This is a genomic window from Sphingorhabdus sp. (assembly GCF_046154385.1).
Lineage (GTDB): Bacteria > Pseudomonadota > Alphaproteobacteria > Sphingomonadales > Sphingomonadaceae > Sphingorhabdus_B.
In genome coordinates this window covers 1-16,701 of the sequence record NZ_JBJXFW010000045.1, presented here as the reverse complement: position 1 = coordinate 16,701, position 16,701 = coordinate 1, and the positions used below count along the sequence as shown (strand labels likewise).

The 16,701-nt window shown below is 54.6% G+C and carries 16 protein-coding genes; 4 read left to right on the top strand and 12 right to left on the bottom strand.

What is annotated here, in order from left to right:
• Nucleotides 1-8: 8 nt before the first annotated feature.
• Nucleotides 9-866, bottom strand: coding sequence for an ABC transporter permease (locus ACKVOS_RS08625; protein ID WP_409211603.1), 858 nt, complete (start codon nt 864-866; stop codon nt 9-11).
• A gap of 92 nt (nt 867-958) precedes the next feature.
• Between ACKVOS_RS08625 and ACKVOS_RS08620 the strand changes: the two genes are divergently transcribed.
• The gene (locus ACKVOS_RS08620; protein WP_409211602.1) at nt 959-1,621 is read left to right on the top strand and encodes a GcrA family cell cycle regulator; all 663 of its coding nucleotides are present in this window, start codon (nt 959-961) and stop codon (nt 1,619-1,621) included.
• A gap of 42 nt (nt 1,622-1,663) precedes the next feature.
• On the opposite strand, the gene ACKVOS_RS08615 is transcribed toward ACKVOS_RS08620, so the two are convergent.
• Nucleotides 1,664-5,254 (bottom strand): M1 family aminopeptidase, encoded by a 3,591-nt coding sequence (locus tag ACKVOS_RS08615; RefSeq protein WP_409211601.1) that lies wholly within the window; start codon nt 5,252-5,254, stop codon nt 1,664-1,666.
• Nucleotides 5,255-5,266: 12 nt separating this feature from the next.
• Nucleotides 5,267-6,142: an ABC transporter ATP-binding protein gene (locus ACKVOS_RS08610; RefSeq protein WP_409211600.1), complete on the bottom strand. Its 876-nt coding sequence runs from the start codon at nt 6,140-6,142 to the stop codon at nt 5,267-5,269.
• 159 nt (nt 6,143-6,301) lie between these two features.
• Here ACKVOS_RS08610 and parE point away from each other — a divergent pair, with 159 nt between their 5' ends.
• A complete protein-coding gene (gene parE, locus ACKVOS_RS08605) occupies nt 6,302-8,290 on the top strand; it encodes a DNA topoisomerase IV subunit B (RefSeq protein WP_409211599.1) in 1,989 nt (662 codons plus the stop codon).
• Between the two features lie 45 nt (nt 8,291-8,335).
• Nucleotides 8,336-9,640: a serine hydrolase gene (locus ACKVOS_RS08600; RefSeq protein ID WP_409211598.1), complete on the top strand. Its 1,305-nt coding sequence runs from the start codon at nt 8,336-8,338 to the stop codon at nt 9,638-9,640.
• Between the two features lie 18 nt (nt 9,641-9,658).
• Here the strand turns inward: ACKVOS_RS08600 and ACKVOS_RS08595 are convergent, their stop codons facing one another.
• From ACKVOS_RS08595 to ACKVOS_RS08570, 6 genes are all read right to left on the bottom strand, one after another.
• Nucleotides 9,659-10,450 carry a LysR family transcriptional regulator gene (locus ACKVOS_RS08595; protein ID WP_409211597.1) on the bottom strand — a complete coding sequence of 264 codons (792 nt, stop codon included), beginning with the start codon at nt 10,448-10,450 and terminating at the stop codon, nt 9,659-9,661.
• Nucleotides 10,447-10,857 (bottom strand): Co2+/Mg2+ efflux protein ApaG, encoded by a 411-nt coding sequence (gene apaG / locus ACKVOS_RS08590; RefSeq protein ID WP_409211596.1) that lies wholly within the window; start codon nt 10,855-10,857, stop codon nt 10,447-10,449. The genes ACKVOS_RS08595 and apaG overlap by 4 nt, the downstream gene beginning before the upstream one ends.
• On the bottom strand, nt 10,854-12,062 hold the full coding sequence (locus tag ACKVOS_RS08585; protein WP_409211595.1) for a trans-sulfuration enzyme family protein: 1,209 nt from the start codon (nt 12,060-12,062) through the stop codon (nt 10,854-10,856). The genes apaG and ACKVOS_RS08585 overlap by 4 nt, the downstream gene beginning before the upstream one ends.
• 26 nt (nt 12,063-12,088) lie before the next feature.
• Nucleotides 12,089-13,135, bottom strand: coding sequence for a 3-isopropylmalate dehydrogenase (gene leuB, locus ACKVOS_RS08580; protein WP_409211594.1), 1,047 nt, complete (start codon nt 13,133-13,135; stop codon nt 12,089-12,091).
• Nucleotides 13,136-13,199: 64 nt separating this feature from the next.
• Nucleotides 13,200-13,790, bottom strand: a complete 591-nt coding sequence (locus ACKVOS_RS08575; RefSeq protein WP_409211593.1) for a DNA repair protein RecO — start codon at nt 13,788-13,790, stop codon at nt 13,200-13,202.
• Between the two features lie 43 nt (nt 13,791-13,833).
• Nucleotides 13,834-14,139, bottom strand: a complete 306-nt coding sequence (locus ACKVOS_RS08570; protein WP_409211592.1) for a hypothetical protein — start codon at nt 14,137-14,139, stop codon at nt 13,834-13,836.
• 242 nt (nt 14,140-14,381) lie between these two features.
• On the opposite strand from ACKVOS_RS08570, the gene ACKVOS_RS08565 reads away from it, so the two are divergent.
• Nucleotides 14,382-14,639, top strand: coding sequence for a YjhX family toxin (locus ACKVOS_RS08565; RefSeq protein WP_409211591.1), 258 nt, complete (start codon nt 14,382-14,384; stop codon nt 14,637-14,639).
• On the opposite strand, the gene ACKVOS_RS08560 is transcribed toward ACKVOS_RS08565, so the two are convergent.
• From ACKVOS_RS08560 to ACKVOS_RS08550, 3 genes are all read right to left on the bottom strand, one after another.
• Nucleotides 14,636-15,526 (bottom strand): alpha/beta fold hydrolase, encoded by an 891-nt coding sequence (locus ACKVOS_RS08560; RefSeq protein ID WP_409211590.1) that lies wholly within the window; start codon nt 15,524-15,526, stop codon nt 14,636-14,638. The two genes, ACKVOS_RS08565 and ACKVOS_RS08560, sit on opposite strands and share 4 nt — an antisense overlap.
• A gap of 70 nt (nt 15,527-15,596) precedes the next feature.
• Nucleotides 15,597-16,112 (bottom strand): CBS domain-containing protein, encoded by a 516-nt coding sequence (locus tag ACKVOS_RS08555; protein WP_373475478.1) that lies wholly within the window; start codon nt 16,110-16,112, stop codon nt 15,597-15,599.
• Between the two features lie 101 nt (nt 16,113-16,213).
• Nucleotides 16,214-16,701: helix-hairpin-helix domain-containing protein (locus ACKVOS_RS08550; RefSeq protein ID WP_409211589.1), on the bottom strand; the 488-nt coding region annotated here is incomplete at its 5' end.

Genomic DNA, 16,701 nt, shown 5'->3' with positions numbered 1-16,701 from the left:
GACAGTTTTTACGCGCGTAATTTCCAACCAGAACGCAGCAGTGCATAACAGATTGTTGCCAACACAATATTGATCGTCAGCAACAATAGCGCTCCAAATTGCACGGGGCTGTCGGCACTGCCGATAAATCCATATCGAAACCCTGATATGACATAGAAGAACGGGTTGGCATGGCTGATTGCCTGAAAAGTCGGGGCGAGCTTGTCGACGGAATAAAATGTACCTGATAATAAGGCTGCGGGAGCCACGACGAAGTTTGAAACAGCAGCAGCATGATCAAACTTCTCGGCCCAGATTGACGTCATAACGCCAATGAGCGACAGCAACATTGACCCCATCAACCCGAACCACAAGACAGCCCAGAAATGGACAGGGGTAACATTTACATCCGGCCAAAACGCCATGGCCAGCCAGATTGTTCCCCCTACCATGAACGCCCGTGTCACCGCAGCCGCCGTCAATGCAGCCAGCACCTCGGCATTGGATAAAGGCGGCATCAGATAGTCGACAATTGTACCCTGTATCTTGCCCACAAGCAGCGAGAAGCTGGAATTAGCAAACGCATTTTGCATCATTCCCATGATAATCAATCCCGGCGCGATGAAATCGGCAAAGGAAACACCAAGGACAGTCGGCTTAACCGCACCTAAAGCCACGGTGAAAATAATAAGATAGAGCAACGTCGTAATTGCAGGTGCCCAAATCGTCTGAAGTTGAACCTTAAAAAAGCGACGCACTTCTTTTAGATATAAGGTCTTTAATCCAATCCAATTTACATGGCGTATGTGCTTGACGCCATCGGGCAGTTGAACGATCGGTTTCGAATCCCTATCTGGGCCTCGTGCGGTTTTTTGGTGGATACTCATCACGCAATCGACTATCGGCTTGCAGCTTCAACCGCAAGGCGCAATCGCGCCATAAAGACGGCGTTGTGAAATAGAATTTGGGAAAAGAAAATATGTCCTGGACTGACCAGCGGATCGATCACTTAAAAACCCTATGGGAAAAGGGGCTGACTGCAAGTCAGATCGCTGACGAACTTGGCGGCGTTTCGCGCAACGCGGTTATTGGCAAGGCGCACCGCTTGGGACTGAAATCACGCCCGTCGCCTGTGAAAGCGAATGAACCCGAGAAAAAAGCTGCGGTCAAAAAAGCCTCGCCGGTAAAGCCTGTTGCAATAGCACCCGCAAAACCAAGGGTAGCGCAATCCGCTCCTGCCCCACGATCTGCGGACGCTCCATCGACATCCGGCGAAGCGCCAGCAGAGCGTCCGGCGTCGTCCATGCCGCGAATCGTTTCGATCGGACCGGGCGGTTTCATGCGTCAAGGCCCCGGTGACCAGCAAGCGCCCATTCCACCGGCGCCACCCCGCCGCCTTGTCCCTGCAAAGCCAAGCGCGGAAATGGCCAATAAAACGTCCCTTCTTGATTTGAACGAACGTGTATGCCGGTGGCCGATGGGGCATCCTGGTGAAGCGGACTTCCACTTCTGTGGCGACGCGGTTAATCCTGGTTTTCCATATTGCGTAGAGCATTGTGGACGTGCGTATCAAGCGCAGTTGCCAAGGGGCGTCCGTCGCCCACCCCCACCTATGCCATTTGGCGGCCCACGGGTTCGCTAAACTCAAAGCAAAGGGCGGCTCAATCGAGCCGCCCTTTTTCATTCAGCTTGTGACATCTATGACATTGTCATCCGAATTGCGGTCGATGTAAAAATTATATGGGTCGACGCCGGCAAAGGCAGGTTTTCGTTTCGATTTGATAACGACCTGTTGCTTGCCATTTTTGACAGGCTTTCGATCTATCGAAACGACATCCTTCGCCCCAAAGGCACCGATGCCAGGTCGGGCGCCGAACAAACCAACCTCAATATTTTCATCAAGTGCCGCCGGTTTTTCATTGCCCTTGCTATCGGCATAATATTTGTTGGCCTCAAATAACAAAGTCGTCGTCCAAAGCCCGTCGGGCGACTTGGCTGTTTTGGCTTCTTTGGCTTTCAAATCATACACCGTGATGCGTTCGAACAGGTCAGTAATCAACGCCTGCTGTTCGGCCGTTCGCGCTTCTTTTCGCAATTCCGCGATCAGATCAACGGACCGGTGAAAAGGCGCTGGCTTGAATTTCCATGTCTGGACAAACCGGCTGAGTGCACGATTGACCGCGTCTTCGCCCAGTCTTTCCTGCAAAAGATAAAATACCAACGAGCCCTTGCGATAGTGGACATAAGGCTGATTTTCGACACGATATAGGGGCTGTTCACCCACAGCATCGCCCTTGCGTCCTCCCAGATACTGATCGAGCTCATATTTCAGGAAACGGCGGATCTTGTCCGGCCCATAGATTTTTTTCATGACCATCAGGGCTGAATATTGCGCCAGTGTTTCGCTGGTCACGGTCTGGCCCTGCATATCGGCACCGACCACCTGATGCGCCCAATATTGGTGCGCCAATTCATGCGCGGTAATATAGGTTACATAGTCAATCGCGTCCGGGTCGGAAACATCCGCCGCAAAACCCACGCTTTCGGAATAGGGCATCGTTCCGGCAAAAGCCTGCGCGAAGCTTTGATAGCCCGGAAATTCGATGATCCGGGCATGGTCAAATTGATAAGGTCCGAAATTGGCCTGATAATAATCAAGCCCGACCTCCAACGCCCCGATCATTTTTGGCACATTCCACTCATGACGCGGGTCATGGTAGATCGACAGCAACACACCCTTGTGATTTTTTTGGGTCAATTTGTAGCGGGCCGACTGGATCGACAAGAAATTGTGGATGGGCGCCGAACTGACGAAATGGGCCGTCCGTCGTCCATTCCTGCTTTCGTCGGACAGCTTGCTGCCCGGAGCAATCGGCACCTGATCGGCGTCTGTTGTGACGGTAATGTCGGACAACACCCAATCTGTGCGGACATAATTTTCCCGCGTCGCCGTCATATCCTCGAGCTTTGCCATTCGCAATTCGGCCGGTAACCCTTGCCGCCTGCGTTGGGTTCGATCTTGCAACACAACCTGTCGGTTCATGCCGACAATGGGCGCAAATTCGAAATTGTTGACGAACGTGCCATTCAGATTGACCGATGTCGCCGGCGCTCCGTTACGAAAGCCGCGATGATGGATGCGGGATTGAAAATCGAGCCGGGTTTCGGCACCGGGCTGCAACGGCTGGTCGAACCGGAAAATGCGGTACCCGAATTTCGTATCGTCCTTCGCCAATTTGGCTCCTGCCAGCGCCAGTTTTGGATAAACGACATCGCGATCACCCTGACGAATATGGACTTCCGAAATCGGCTTGTCGGTTTCATTCCGCATGACGTAACTTCCCGTGACCTCCATCCGACGGTCCTTCGGAAATATCTGCGCGTCCAGGGTGACGGATTTCACGACAGGTCGTGGCAGCTTTTCATATTTCAGATATTTCTTCTCATAATCCGCTTGGAACGCCTCGGCCTGATCGCTGGTTTCATAGCGGTTGAATATTTTGAAATTCTGCCAAGCATGGATACCAGTCACAACCATGAAGGCGATGCTGGCGCCAATTAAAACCAGGGGCGTGCCCCGCAACCCCGGACCAACCCGTTTGACGCGACTGCGCCAACGGGTATCGGTTCCGCGTGGCCATACAAGATGCGCAACCACCAACAGGATGACCCCGAACGCCAACCAATAACCGCGCAAAACCCACGCGCCATAGCCAAAACCACCGTCGCCGTTCATGTCGCTTAACGGCGTCAAGGGGTTCGCCCCATAGCTGTAAAGAGCGTTGGTGTAGCCCATATTCCTGATGAAAATGCTGGATATGAACCACAGCAGAAACAGGCCCCAACCGACATATTTGTTCGGGCTAACCGCTTGCAAGAATACCGCCAATATCGCGACGATCAGCATTTCAGCAGTGGTCGGCAAGACGAACCAGAACAGATAATTCGACAGGCCGAAATCGGTAACGCCTTTGATCAGCTGGAACGCCAGGCCGGTGGTCATCGCAACCGCATTGATGCTCAACAAAATCAGAAGGATCGCGAGTAGTTTGGGGATGGTTATGACCCAATTTGCTGTTGGCGTGGAATCGATGATTTCGTTGATTTTCACATCGCGCTCGCGCCACACCAATTCGCCGCCATAGAATACCGCGATGATCAGGAGAAAAATCGAAAACCCGCCAATGATATTCGTAATGATATCCGCCCCGACCGGATATGCCGGCGTACCGTATGTTGTCTGCGTAAGCCACAACCCGGCCACCGTATTGATCAAGGCAATCAACATCAAAACGATAAGCCCTGGGCTTTGCAAGACCTGCAGAATTTCCATCTTGAGCCGGACCATGAACTGCGCCCGCGTCGATGCGGAGCCAAAGCTTTGGTGCGTCAACGGGGCCATAACAGCCGGGCCCGCTTCGCCGCCTTCGCCCAATTTCTGACGGGCCAGCCTTTTCAATTTCCGTTTGGACGGGGCGCGTTCTTCCATCGAAAAACGCCAATATGTAACCGCCAGCAATGCAGCCGACATCGTCAGCACCAGGACTCTGTTGAACAATAGCTGTTCATTGAACGGCAGCAATTTGGTATTCATATCTGCCGCTGTCCAATATCGCGTTGCCTCCGCCAGAGCCCCGAAACCCAGCGGTTCGAAACGCGCCAGCAAATCCTGATATTCGACCTTGCCCCCCAATATCGTCGTTACGATCAGATAACCCATGAAGAACAAGACGACGCCAATGTAGCTCCACAGCATCGACCGCGTGATAGTCGCAAGGCCAAAAAGCAGGCTGCACATCAGAAGAATATTCGGAACCGCAAGAATCAGATAAGGCCAAAGATAATAAGCCGGATTGTTCGGGCCCAAGGTTTCAGGGTCAACCCAGGGCATCGACACGCCAACCAACATCCCCAGCGGTACTGCAAAATATCCCAGCAGCGCAATGGCCACTCCGCCAAGATAGCGCCCCAGAACATAGTTGGTTTTGCCAATGGCTGTCGCTTTTATAATGGGGCCAAAGCCGCTGGTGTCATCGCGAACGACCGCATTGGCGACAAAGGATGTGATGACAAAAAGATAAAAGAGCGACGCCAGCGCAATCATCGACGCGATTGCAAACGGGGCGTTTTCATGGACCGTTCCCGGTGTGCCAATGCTAACATTTTCGCTGGCGGTAACGCCAAAGCCGAGAAAAAAGAAAAGCAACAGCGAAACCCAAAATACGGGATTGCGGAGTTGGTAGCGCAGTTCAAAGCGCGCGACGTCAAACAGCATATGTGGCACTCCTCAAGCGGCGCTACGCAGGTCGGCAAGGGTGGTAAAATACACATCCTCGAGCCCCGCTTCGACATCATCAAAACCGGCAGGTTTGCCATCCGCAAGTATGTGGATGATAGTCCGTCCGGCAAACAACCGCGTCGAAATCACTTGATAGTCCTGCTGATGCGCCACCAGTTCGTCCCTGCCGATGGTCTTTTTCCAGATGCGCCCCTTGGTTTGGGCAATCAGGTCAAGCGGCGCGCCTTCCAATTGCACGCGGCCGCCGGCAAGAACCGCCATTCGCGGACAGAGGTCAGCAACATCGTCAACGATATGGGTCGATAGAATGATAACAACATTATCGCTGATTCCGGCGAGTAAATTAAGAAACCGGTTCCTCTCTTCGGGATCAAGGCCTGCTGTTGGTTCATCAACTATGATAAGCTCAGGCGATCCGATCAACGCTTGGGCGATACCGAACCTTTGTCGCATTCCGCCAGAAAATCCTGCGATAAACTGGTTTCTGTGGTTCCATAAATTGGTTTGGTTCAATAGTGTTTCGACGACCGTCTTGCGCTCGCCTTTGCTCGACACGCCTTTAAGCACCGCCATATGGTCCAGCATGTTGAATGCGGTCACACGCGGATAAACGCCAAAATCCTGCGGCAAATAGCCAAGGCGTTTTCGCAATTCTTCGGGATTTTGCAAGATATCCAGGTCGCCGAATTTGATCGAGCCGCTGGTGGGGGTTTGCAGGGTCGCGATTGTGCGCATCAATGTCGATTTCCCCGCGCCATTTGGACCGAGAAGACCGTACATGCCCCGGGGTATGGAGAGATTTACATTATCAAGAGCCCGAGTACCGTTCGCGTAAACATGGCTAATCCCTGAAATCTCGAGCATAAATCTTCTCCGTATTATAAGTGTAACACGCTATGCCATCATCATCGGACAAATACCGGCTTTCGACAAGCAGGCCCTATATATCGACCAAAAACTTTCCTGTGGGCAAATCGATACGGCGCTTGCACGGGTGACTCCGTGCGTCCTATACCCGTTTGTATGAGTGATGATCTTTTTGGCGGCAGCGCTGCGGCGACCGCCGCCTCCAATGAATATGATGCCTCGGCGATTGAAGTGCTGGAGGGGCTCGAACCCGTGCGGCGGCGGCCGGGCATGTATATTGGCGGCATCGACGAACGCGCTCTGCATCATCTTGCGTCCGAAGTGCTCGACAATTCCATGGACGAAGCAGTCGCGGGCCATGCCAACCGGATCGAAGTACATCTCGGTGTCGGAAACCGCCTGACGATCAGCGATAACGGCCGTGGCATCCCTGTCGATCCCCACCCCAAATTTCCGGACAAATCAGCGTTGGAGGTCATTTTGACCACGCTGCATTCCGGCGGCAAGTTTTCGGACAAGGCCTACGCCACATCGGGCGGACTGCATGGCGTTGGCGTATCGGTTGTTAATGCGTTGTCGACAGACACCGTTGTCGAAGTCGCGCGCAACAAGCAGCTCTATCGCCAATGTTTTGCCCAAGGCCATCCACTTGGAAAGCTGGAAGAACTGGGGCCGACCCCGAACCGGCGTGGGACGACGATCGCGTTCACGCCGGACGCGGAAATTTTCGGGCCGGACGCAAAGTTCAAACCCGCACGGTTGTTCCGTCTCGCCCGCTCAAAAGCCTATCTGTTCGCGGGCGTTGAAATCCGCTGGCGCTGCGATCCGGAGTTGGCGAGCGCCGACGTACCTGCCGAAGCGGTGTTTCAATTTCCCGGCGGCCTGTCCGATCATTTAAGGGAACAACTCGGCACGCGCGCATGTGCGACCACTGATTTTTTTGCAGGATCGCAAGATTTTCCTGACAGTCAGGGTCGCGTCGAATGGGCCGTGTCATGGCCGATATATTCCGACGGGGCCTATAGCTGGTATTGCAATACGATCCCTACCCCCGATGGCGGAACGCATGAAGCCGGCGTTCGCGCTGCCCTGACAAAAGCGTTGCGCGCGTTCGGCGAGCTGGTTGGCCAAAAAAAGGCAGCGCAAATTTCGGCGGAGGACATATTCAACGAAGCCGAACTGATGCTGTCGGTGTTCATCCGGAACCCCCAATTTCAAAGCCAGACCAAAGACAGGCTAACGTCGCCAGAAGCAACGCGGCTGGTCGAAAACGCCGTCCGCGACCATTTTGATCATTTCCTGACCGACAATATGGAACGCGGCAAGGCCTTGATGGGTTTCATTCTGGAAAAGGTCGACGACCGATTGCGCCGCAAGGCGGAGCGAGAGGTCAAGCGGAAGACGGCGACGTCGGGCCGAAAAGTGCGGCTGCCGGGCAAGCTGACCGATTGTGCGTCCGACGACCCCACTGGCACCGAATTATTCATCGTCGAAGGCGATAGCGCAGGCGGAAGCGCAAAACAGGCGCGCGACCGCAAGACGCAGGCGATTTTGCCAATCCGGGGTAAAATCCTGAACGTGGCATCCGCGACCGCCGATAAAATTCGCGCGAATAACGAAATTGCCGATTTGCAGCTCGCGCTTGGCTGCGGTGTTCGCAAAGACTGCAACCCTGACAATCTGCGCTATGAACGGGTCATCATCATGACCGACGCCGATGTCGATGGCGCGCACATCGCGACATTGTTGATGACATTCTTCTTTCAGGAAATGCCCGAGATTGTGAAAGCCGGGCACCTGTTCCTCGCACGGCCGCCATTATACCGCCTGACGCATGGCAGCCAAAGCGTGTACGCCGCCGACGACGCCCATCGCGCAGAGTTGGAGGCAACCGTGTTCAAAAATAAAAAGGTGGAGGTCGGTCGCTTTAAGGGATTGGGCGAAATGAACCCCGGTCAGTTGCGCGAAACAACAATGGACCCCAAAAGCCGTTCTCTCATTCGCATCACGCTGCCTGGCGAATATGAACGGCGAGCTGCGGTAACTGACCTGGTGGACCGGCTGATGGGCAAAAACCCCGAACACCGTTTCAATTTTATTCAGGACAATGCCGCTCAATTGGACGAAGAGGCAATAGACGCTTAGAATTGGGGCCCTGAGGTCAGGACCTATGATATAGGAGACGAACTGGTGAAACTGTTACTTGCTCTGTCACTTGCCCTTAGTTCGGCCTGCGCCTCCCCGATATTGGCCAATACACCTGCCAAATCCGATAATGTTCCCATGAAGCCGCTCGACCAGCGTATAGAACAACTGCCTGCTGTTTTGTCGGGATTGGTCAAATACGAAGAGTATTTTTCACCTACCTTTTTGGCGGCGGTTCCTCCAGCCCAGCTTAAGGCTCTCTCGGACCAGTTTATCGCGCAATATGGTAAGCCGGAAAAAATAATCGCGGTTGAGATGCAAGGTACTAATGGCGCCACGATCAAGATCGAATTTGAAAAAGCCATTGCCACCGCACTCATTACAGTTGAATCTGGCTCGCCCCAAAAAGTTGTGGGCCTGCTGATTACCGGGTTCGACCTAAAAGGTGACACACTGGCAAAAATTGACGCTGCGTTTGCCGAACTGCCCGGGAAAGCCGGATATCTTGTCGAAAAAATCGATGCGTCAGGCCAACGCTCGCAAGTCGCCGGGCGCGCCACCGGACAGCAATTTGCGATAGCTTCGACGTTCAAACTTTATATTCTGGCCGAGCTTGCATCGCAAATTCAGGCCGGACGGCGCAGTTGGTCGGATGTCGTGCCGATACTGGCGAACAGCCATTCCTCAAACGCCACTGTAAACTGGCCCCGCACGACACCGGTTACACTTCAAACACTGGCGACGTGGATGATATCATCCAGCGACAACACCGCGACCGATGCGTTGATGCGGGTTTTGGGCCGCGATGCGGTCGAACAAAAGCTGGCCGCCATTGGACATAGCGACCCCGACAAAGCTTTGCCGATGTTGAATACGGTTGAGGTATTTGTGTTGAAAAGCAACGCGGAACTTCGCAAGCGCTTTGAAAATGCAAGTGAGGCCGAGCAGCGTAATTTGCTGGCCAAAGAGGCAACGGCCTTCGGTTTTGAAAAGATTGACCCCTCGGGTCTCGGCTCCGGCCCGGTCGCGATCGACCGCATCGAATGGTTTGCGTCGCCGGCCGATATCGGCAACCTTTTGCGTAATATCCGTCAAACCGGCAACCAGACTATGCTGGATATAATGGCAGTGAACAAGGGCGTGGCACCTGTATCCGCTGAGAAATGGCAATATCTGGGATTTAAGGGTGGTTCAGAACCCGGCGTGATTTCCATGAGCTTTCTGGCACAATCGAAAGCGGGTGAATGGTACACCATTACCGGCAGCTGGAATGACATCAGCAAAGATGTCGACAACATGGTCTTTGCGTCGCTTATGGGCCGATTGCTGGATAGCGTGGCCGGGCAATAAGCTTCGGCCTTTTTGAAATCAGGAGGTCAAGGCCTCGACAAGCGCCTTCACCTTTTTTTGCCGCCATTGCGGCAAGGGTGCGACCAGCCAGTAAGCCAAGTTACTCTCTTTGGAGTTGTCGACGACCTTGACCCTTCCCGCAGCGATATCGGCTTCTGCCAATAGATAAGGCACATTTGCACGGCCAAGGCCAATGGCTGCGGCATCGATAGCAAGGCCGGCATCCGACAGGCGCAATGCGGGTAATCCTTCGGCAACGGGGCAATGCGGCCAACTGATAGGCGTGTCCAATCCGCCTTCCGGCGCGCCTACGGTTATAAATGCACCTTCGGACAAGCGCACGCCTTCGTGCTCTCCGGGGCCTTCAGTCAGTCGGATAGCAAGATCGAGATTGGCTTCGGTAAAATCAATGTCTTCATCCGCAGCAATTAGTGTGAAGCGGGTTTCAGGATTTGCCTGTCCGAATTTTGCAAGCCGGGAAGCCAACCATTTGGCGGTAAAATCGCGCGGCGCCGCGATCGTTAAGGAATTGGAGGACTGCCCTGCTTGCATGGCGCGCACAGCGTCTTCAAACATCAGGAATCCTTGGCGCAAAGCATCAAGTCCAGCAGTGCCTTCGCCGGTCAATTCCAATCCTTTGGGAGTGCGCCGAAACAGCACAACGCCCAACATATCCTCCAGCGCGCGTATCTGTTGCCCGACAGCGGCAGGCGTAACGGCCAGTTCATCGGCCGCTTTTGTAAAGCTCAAATGCCGGGCTGCAGCGTCCAGAACGCGCAAGCCATTCAGCGGAAGATGCGTCCGCTTCATCGCGCGGTCGCAGGTGCAAGCAGCTTAAAGCGCGGAATGTCTGCCAAAAATGTACTGCCATCGGCACGAATGAAACGATATTGCCCCTCCATCATGCCACTCGGCGTGCCAAGAGGGCATCCTGAAACATAATCATGGCTTTCACCCGGATTGAGCAACGGTTGTTCCCCGACCACACCATCGCCATCGACATGGTTCACCATCGCCCGGCCGTCGGTGATTTTCCAATGACGTGTCAGCAGTTGCACAGGCTCGTCACCGTGATTTTCGATCCGGATATGATAAGACCAAAACCACCGCCCCTGCGCAGGCTGCGATTGTTCATTCAAATAATTGGGCGCCACGCGAACGGTTATGCCGTCGGTCGTCGCACTGGCAGTAAAGAAAGAATCGAGAATATTGCTCATAAACCGGCTACCTTCAATGCCTGATCCAGATCGTCGATCAGATCCTGCGGATCCTCCAGCCCGACATTGATACGGATCATCCCTTCGCCAACTCCCATCGCTTCACGGCCTTCTGGCCCCATGCCATGATGTGTCGACGATGCCGGGTGGCACATCAGGCTGCGGGCATCGCCGATATTGTTTGAAATATCGATCAACTGCAGGGCATTCAGCAACTGGTGCGCCTGCTTGCGTCCGCCGTCGAGGACAAAGGAAAAGATCGGGCCGCAGGCCTTCATCTGGCTCATTGCCAGATTATGCTGCGGGTGGCTGGCAAGCCCAGGATGCAGGATCGTCGGCACGCGCCCTTCCAGAAATTTGCCGACTTTCAGCGCATTCTCCGACTGCCGCATCGCGCGCAGTTCCAGCGTTTCCAACCCCTTATGCACCACCCAGGCATTGAAGGGGGAGAGGTTTGGCCCCGTATTGCGCTGAAACGGCAACAGAACCTCATCAATCCATTTCTGCGTCCCGCACACGGCACCAGCCAGCACGCGGCCCTGCCCGTCCATCAATTTGGTAGCACTATAGGCCACGACATCCGCGCCATAATCCATCGGACGTTGCAGCACGCTCGTGGCAAAGGCATTGTCGACAACGGTGGTGATGCCATGCTCTTTTGCCAGCCCGCACACATAGGCCATATCCACGATATCCATCGTCGGGTTCGCCGGCGTTTCGAAGAAAAAGACTTTGGTGTTGGGCTGGATAGCCGCCTTCCACGCGTCATTGTCGCGACTGTCGATGGTGGTTGTCGTAATCCCCCATTTTGGCAACAGATTGTCGGTCAGCCAGCGGCACGACCCAAATGCCGCCCGCGCCGCCACAACATGGTCGCCCTGTTCCAATTGGCACAGCAACGCCGTCGTCATTGCGGCCATGCCGGTGGCTTGGGCGCGGCACGCCTCGGCCCCTTCCATCAGCGCGATGCGTTCTTCCAGCATCTGCACGGTCGGATTTTGCAGCCGGGAATAGGTCATGCCCTCAGCTTCACCGGTAAAGCGTGCCGCGACAGTCTCGGCATCGTCATAGGTAAAGCCGGACGACAGGAACAAGGCTTCCGACGTCTCGCCATGCTCACTGCGCCATGTGCCGCCGCGGATGGCTTGGGTGGCGGGGCGCCAAGTGCTGGTGATTGCGCGATTCTGGCCGGTATTTTTCTTCATGGGTCGCTTTTCGGATAGCAAAAGGTTCAGGTCAAGGCAGCAAGAACGGCATCGCCCATTTCATGTGTCGACATCGTCCCTCCCAAATCGGGAGAGCGCGCGCCATTTGCAAGCGCGCTTGCAACTGCGTGTTCGATCCGGTCAGCTTGCGCCGGTTGTCCAAGCGAATAACGCAGCATCATCGCCGCCGACAATATGGTCGCCAGCGGGTTGGCCTTGCCCTGCCCTGCAATATCCGGCGCGCTTCCGTGGATGGGCTCGTAAAGCCCCTTTTGCGCGCTATCGAGTGAGGCGCTCGGCAGCATACCGATCGATCCCGCGCACATGCTGGCCTGATCCGACAGGATGTCGCCGAACAGATTTCCGGTCACGATGACATCAAACTGCCCCGGATTACGCACCAACTGCATCGCGGCATTGTCGACATACATATGGCTGAGCGCGACATCAGGATATTCCTGCGCGGTTTCAATCACCACATCGCGCCACAATTGCGACGTTTCGAGCACATTGGCCTTATCCACCGAGCACAGCTTTTTACCCCGCGCCATAGCGGTTTCAAATCCGACCCGGGCAATCCGGCGGACTTCATCCTCATCATAGGACATGATGTCATAGCCTTCGCGCTTTCCGTCCGCTGTGGTGCGCATGCCCTTCTCGCCAAAATAGACGTCACCGTTCAGTTCGCGCACGATCACCATATCAATCTGGCTGGCGACTTCGGGGCGCAGCGCACTCGCATCGGTAAGTTCCGGAAATAGTTTTGCGGGGCGCAAATTGGCGAAAAGGTTGAGTTCTTTGCGTAACCCCAAAATCGCTTGCTCCGGACGCAAATGGCGCTCCAGCCCATCGCAATCGGGATCACCGACTGCGCCAAAAAGAATTGCATCGGCACGCTTTGCAAGATCGAGAGTCTCCGGCGGCAAGGGGTGACCCGTCGCTTTAAAGGCCGCACCACCGACAAGTGCTTCTTCAAAATGGAGCGCATCGATCAAGAGCGCATCAAGCACACGGCGTGTCTGCGTAATAACTTCAGGTCCAATCCCGTCACCGGGAAGAAGGGCGATTAACACGGGTCCGATATCCTTATGGCAAATGATATAAAAGGTCGGCTTTCCCTTGCCGTCCCCACCCTGATTAGGCAACTGCCCTTTTTAACCTGTCCACCAAACGCTCCCTAGCCGCCATTACATCGGCACGGCGTTCTCCCAGAATATGCGCCACCAACCGTTCCCGGTTCTGTGCCATCATTGCGACCGGTGCGCCATCATTAGTGCCTTCCTCGGCATAGCCGAGTTCGGCGAGCAACAAGGTCTCATATTGCGCAATGGCCCCTGCCCAAACCCGTGCAGCAGGGGCAAGCTCTATTGCGGATAACACACCATCAAGCGCACTGTGCAGACGCGGATAAGCAAGTGCTTCTGGCAATGTAGCCGCGGTCAACGCCGTTACCCAATCAATCGCCGCTATTGCCAAAGGTTCCGATAACAGATGGGCGCGACTGTGAAACGGCTCTGCGGTTAGCGATGCCAGTTGTCCCGGCGTTCGGACCCGCCATTCACCGTTGATGACGTTGCCGGGAATCAGCACGGGCCTTAAATGCCGCCCCCGTGCACCCTGCACATAGCCGGCAAGCAACCCGTCATCGGCGCTGAACGCCCCCACAATGGCTCCGGTTTCGCCGTGGTTCCTGACCGAACAGATGATGGCAGTGGCGATGATGTGCATGGGCCATCATGCCAAGCCTGCGCCCCCAGGGGAAGTGTTATCCCTAACCGTCGCTTATTTTGAAAAGTGCTGCGCCTTCATATTTTTCAGCTTCGGGTTCGAACAATTCGTCAATTTCGAAATGACAATCGGTTATCCGAAGATCATTTAATCCCTGAAGATGGAATGCGCCGAGTTTTTTCTCACGCGGCGGTTCGCCATGTTTTTCGATCGTGATCGCATCGATGAACAGCGCATTATTTTTGGTATACAGAATGTGCGGAGCAAGTGTCATCGCCACACCATTATAGACCGTCGTCACGCATTTCCTGAGTGCGATGGCTTCAAGGAGAAGTTGATTTTTGGACATAGCGCCAAGTTATCGCAGCTATCATAGCGCGCAAGTGTAAAATGGTGCGCCGCAACACAAATTTGATCCGACTTGCAATATTCACGATCAGCGATATTCTGACCGCCTAACCGAGGAATTTATGCAAGAGATTGCCACCCGTTAATCCAGCGTCTGTGAAATGTTCGCAGACCTGATGATTTAGCCCCGGCCTCGCCGTTCGTGCGGGCCGGTCACTAAACCTATTCAACGGGTTAAATTCCATGAATATTTCGAAGCATGAACAACGCGTGTTGCATGCGTTGGCGCAGGGTGGTTCGATCATCCACCGTTTTGACGACCGCGGCCATATTGTCGAAGTCGACTGCATAAACCGGGATGGTTGGCGCCTTGCCGACTGCACTTTGGCTGTCTTTCAAAAGTTACGCCGCAGAAAATTGATCGGCAGCCAACGCGGCGCGCCTTACCGAATCACGCGCGCAGGTCTGCACGCGGTCAGGGCGCAGCTGGACAACCGTTAGCGTACGGCGGCCGCGTGGTTGGCGATAAAGTCCACCATGCGGTCGACCTGCGACGGCGGCAGATCGTGCGCCATCTCATCAATGATTTCCAGTCGGGCACCGGGGACATGGCGGGCGATATCTTCACTGCCTTCTTTCGGCACCAACGGATCAGCGGCGCCATGCACGACAAGGGTCGGGGTGGTGATCTTCTTAAGCCTTTCTACGCGGCTACCGTCCGCAATAATCGCCAGCAACTGCCGCCGTGTCCCCACCGGATAATAGCCCCGGTCGAACGCCTTGGCGGTCATTTCGGCGTGGGAATTCTTCGCGCGGGCCGGATCGGGATAAGAAAACGAACTAACCAGATCGGTGCCGAATGCGACGGCTTCATCACGGCTGGCGTTGGGCGAGCGCTTTACCATGAAGCGACGCTGGATATCGGCGCGCGCGCCGGGAAGGCCAGGCTTACCGCTGGACGACATGATCGAGGTCATACTGAATAAGCGATCCCGGTGGTTAGCAGCCATCAGCTGTACGATCATCCCGCCCATCGACGCGCCGACCACATGCGCTTTTTCGATGCCCAGCGCATCCAACAAACCGATCCCATCCGCAGCCATATCGGACAGAGTGTAAGCGACGCTGACCGAAAGCCCCAAGCGTGCCTTGAAAAGCGTCCATACCAGATGCGGAGCATGAGCTCCCTCCATCCGCTGCGACATGCCAACATCGCGATTGTCGTAATGGATGACGCGAAAACCTTTTGCGACGAGTGCGTGAATAAACTCGTCCGGCCAAGCAATCATCTGCGCGCCCAGGCCCATGACGAGCAAGATAACGGGCGCGTCGGCTGGACCATTGTCTTCGTAATAGAGGTCGACGTTGTTAGCGTTGATAATAGGCAAATGGCTTCTTTCTATAATATATTGATATTGTAAGATATTTGAAGAGCTTAATATTTCAATACATTGCGTTTTATCGCGTTAGCAAAATTGCAAAAATACCGGTCAGCGCAATCAGAACAAATGCCGCCAAACCAATGAAGATCGAAGGGTTGATGTCAAACGTTGCACGCGCTTGTTCCTTTAACCTGTTTAATAATTCAGGCCAGGTGTAGCTGACGAAATCGCCTTGGCTCATAATCCCAATCAGAGTTCCGTCATCATCAACGACCGGCAGGTGGCGGAAGCGATCGTTGGACATTTGACGCAGCCAATCCAGCAGGTCGTCATCACCCTTTGCAAGCCTCAAGTCTGTTGTCATAATAGCGCTGAGTGGGGTCGTTTTGGGATCAAGGCCGGCATTCAGTAATCGTCGCATAAAGTCACGTTCAGTTACAATGCCCAGTGGCTTTTGATCCGGTGAAATCACCACAGCTGCACCATAATTCTTTTCGCTCATCGCCTGAACCGCCGTAAATACATCTTGGTCAGGGCTAAAGGTCATCACAGCCGCCTTGCGACTAAATTCGGGTCGATCTTTGATTTGCATATCAATGCCTCAAGGGGAGTAATATCCCTATCTCCCTGTTTACGCCGTTGTGGCTTGGCAACAAGTCCAAATATTCGACCGTTGGCCTTAACGGTCGTGCCTCAAATCATATGATAAAAATCGTGCACCGTTTGCGCGACCGCCGCCGATACGCCGGGCGCTTTTTGTAAATCTTCCAAACTGGCACTCCGCACCGCCTTGGCAGTCCCGAAGTGCATCAGCAGCGCCTTTTTACGCGATGGACCGATGCCGGGAACTTCGTCCAGAGGACTTGCGGTAATCGCCTTGCTCCTTTTGGTCCGGTGCGCGCCGATGGCGAAGCGGTGTACCTCGTCACGCAGGCGTTGCAGATAGAACAGCACCGGCGCATTCACCGGCAGGGTGATTTCGCGTCCGTCCGGGAAGTGGAACACTTCGCGCCCTTCACGGCCATGGTCCGGTCCCTTGGCAATCGCGATCAGCGGCACGTCGTCAACCCCAATTTCTTCAAGCGCCGCCTTGACCGAACTCATTTGCCCCTTGCCTCCGTCGATCAACACAAGATCGGGCCATTGTCCGCCATCCCGATTGGGATCATCTTCCTGCGCCC

Excerpts from the sequence above, each read along its gene's own strand:
- ACKVOS_RS08625 (WP_409211603.1), bottom strand. The coding sequence starts at position 866 with ATGAGTATCCACCAAAAAACCGCACGAGGCCCAGATAGGGATTCGAAA.
- ACKVOS_RS08620 (WP_409211602.1), top strand. The coding sequence starts at position 959 with ATGTCCTGGACTGACCAGCGGATCGATCACTTAAAAACCCTATGGGAA.
- ACKVOS_RS08615 (WP_409211601.1), bottom strand. The coding sequence starts at position 5,254 with ATGCTGTTTGACGTCGCGCGCTTTGAACTGCGCTACCAACTCCGCAAT.
- ACKVOS_RS08610 (WP_409211600.1), bottom strand. The coding sequence starts at position 6,142 with ATGCTCGAGATTTCAGGGATTAGCCATGTTTACGCGAACGGTACTCGG.
- parE (WP_409211599.1), top strand. The coding sequence starts at position 6,302 with ATGAGTGATGATCTTTTTGGCGGCAGCGCTGCGGCGACCGCCGCCTCC.
- ACKVOS_RS08595 (WP_409211597.1), bottom strand. The coding sequence starts at position 10,450 with ATGAAGCGGACGCATCTTCCGCTGAATGGCTTGCGCGTTCTGGACGCT.
- apaG (WP_409211596.1), bottom strand. The coding sequence starts at position 10,857 with ATGAGCAATATTCTCGATTCTTTCTTTACTGCCAGTGCGACGACCGAC.
- ACKVOS_RS08585 (WP_409211595.1), bottom strand. The coding sequence starts at position 12,062 with ATGAAGAAAAATACCGGCCAGAATCGCGCAATCACCAGCACTTGGCGC.
- ACKVOS_RS08575 (WP_409211593.1), bottom strand. The coding sequence starts at position 13,790 with ATGCACATCATCGCCACTGCCATCATCTGTTCGGTCAGGAACCACGGC.
- ACKVOS_RS08570 (WP_409211592.1), bottom strand. The coding sequence starts at position 14,139 with ATGTCCAAAAATCAACTTCTCCTTGAAGCCATCGCACTCAGGAAATGC.
- ACKVOS_RS08565 (WP_409211591.1), top strand. The coding sequence starts at position 14,382 with ATGAATATTTCGAAGCATGAACAACGCGTGTTGCATGCGTTGGCGCAG.
- ACKVOS_RS08555 (WP_373475478.1), bottom strand. The coding sequence starts at position 16,112 with ATGCAAATCAAAGATCGACCCGAATTTAGTCGCAAGGCGGCTGTGATG.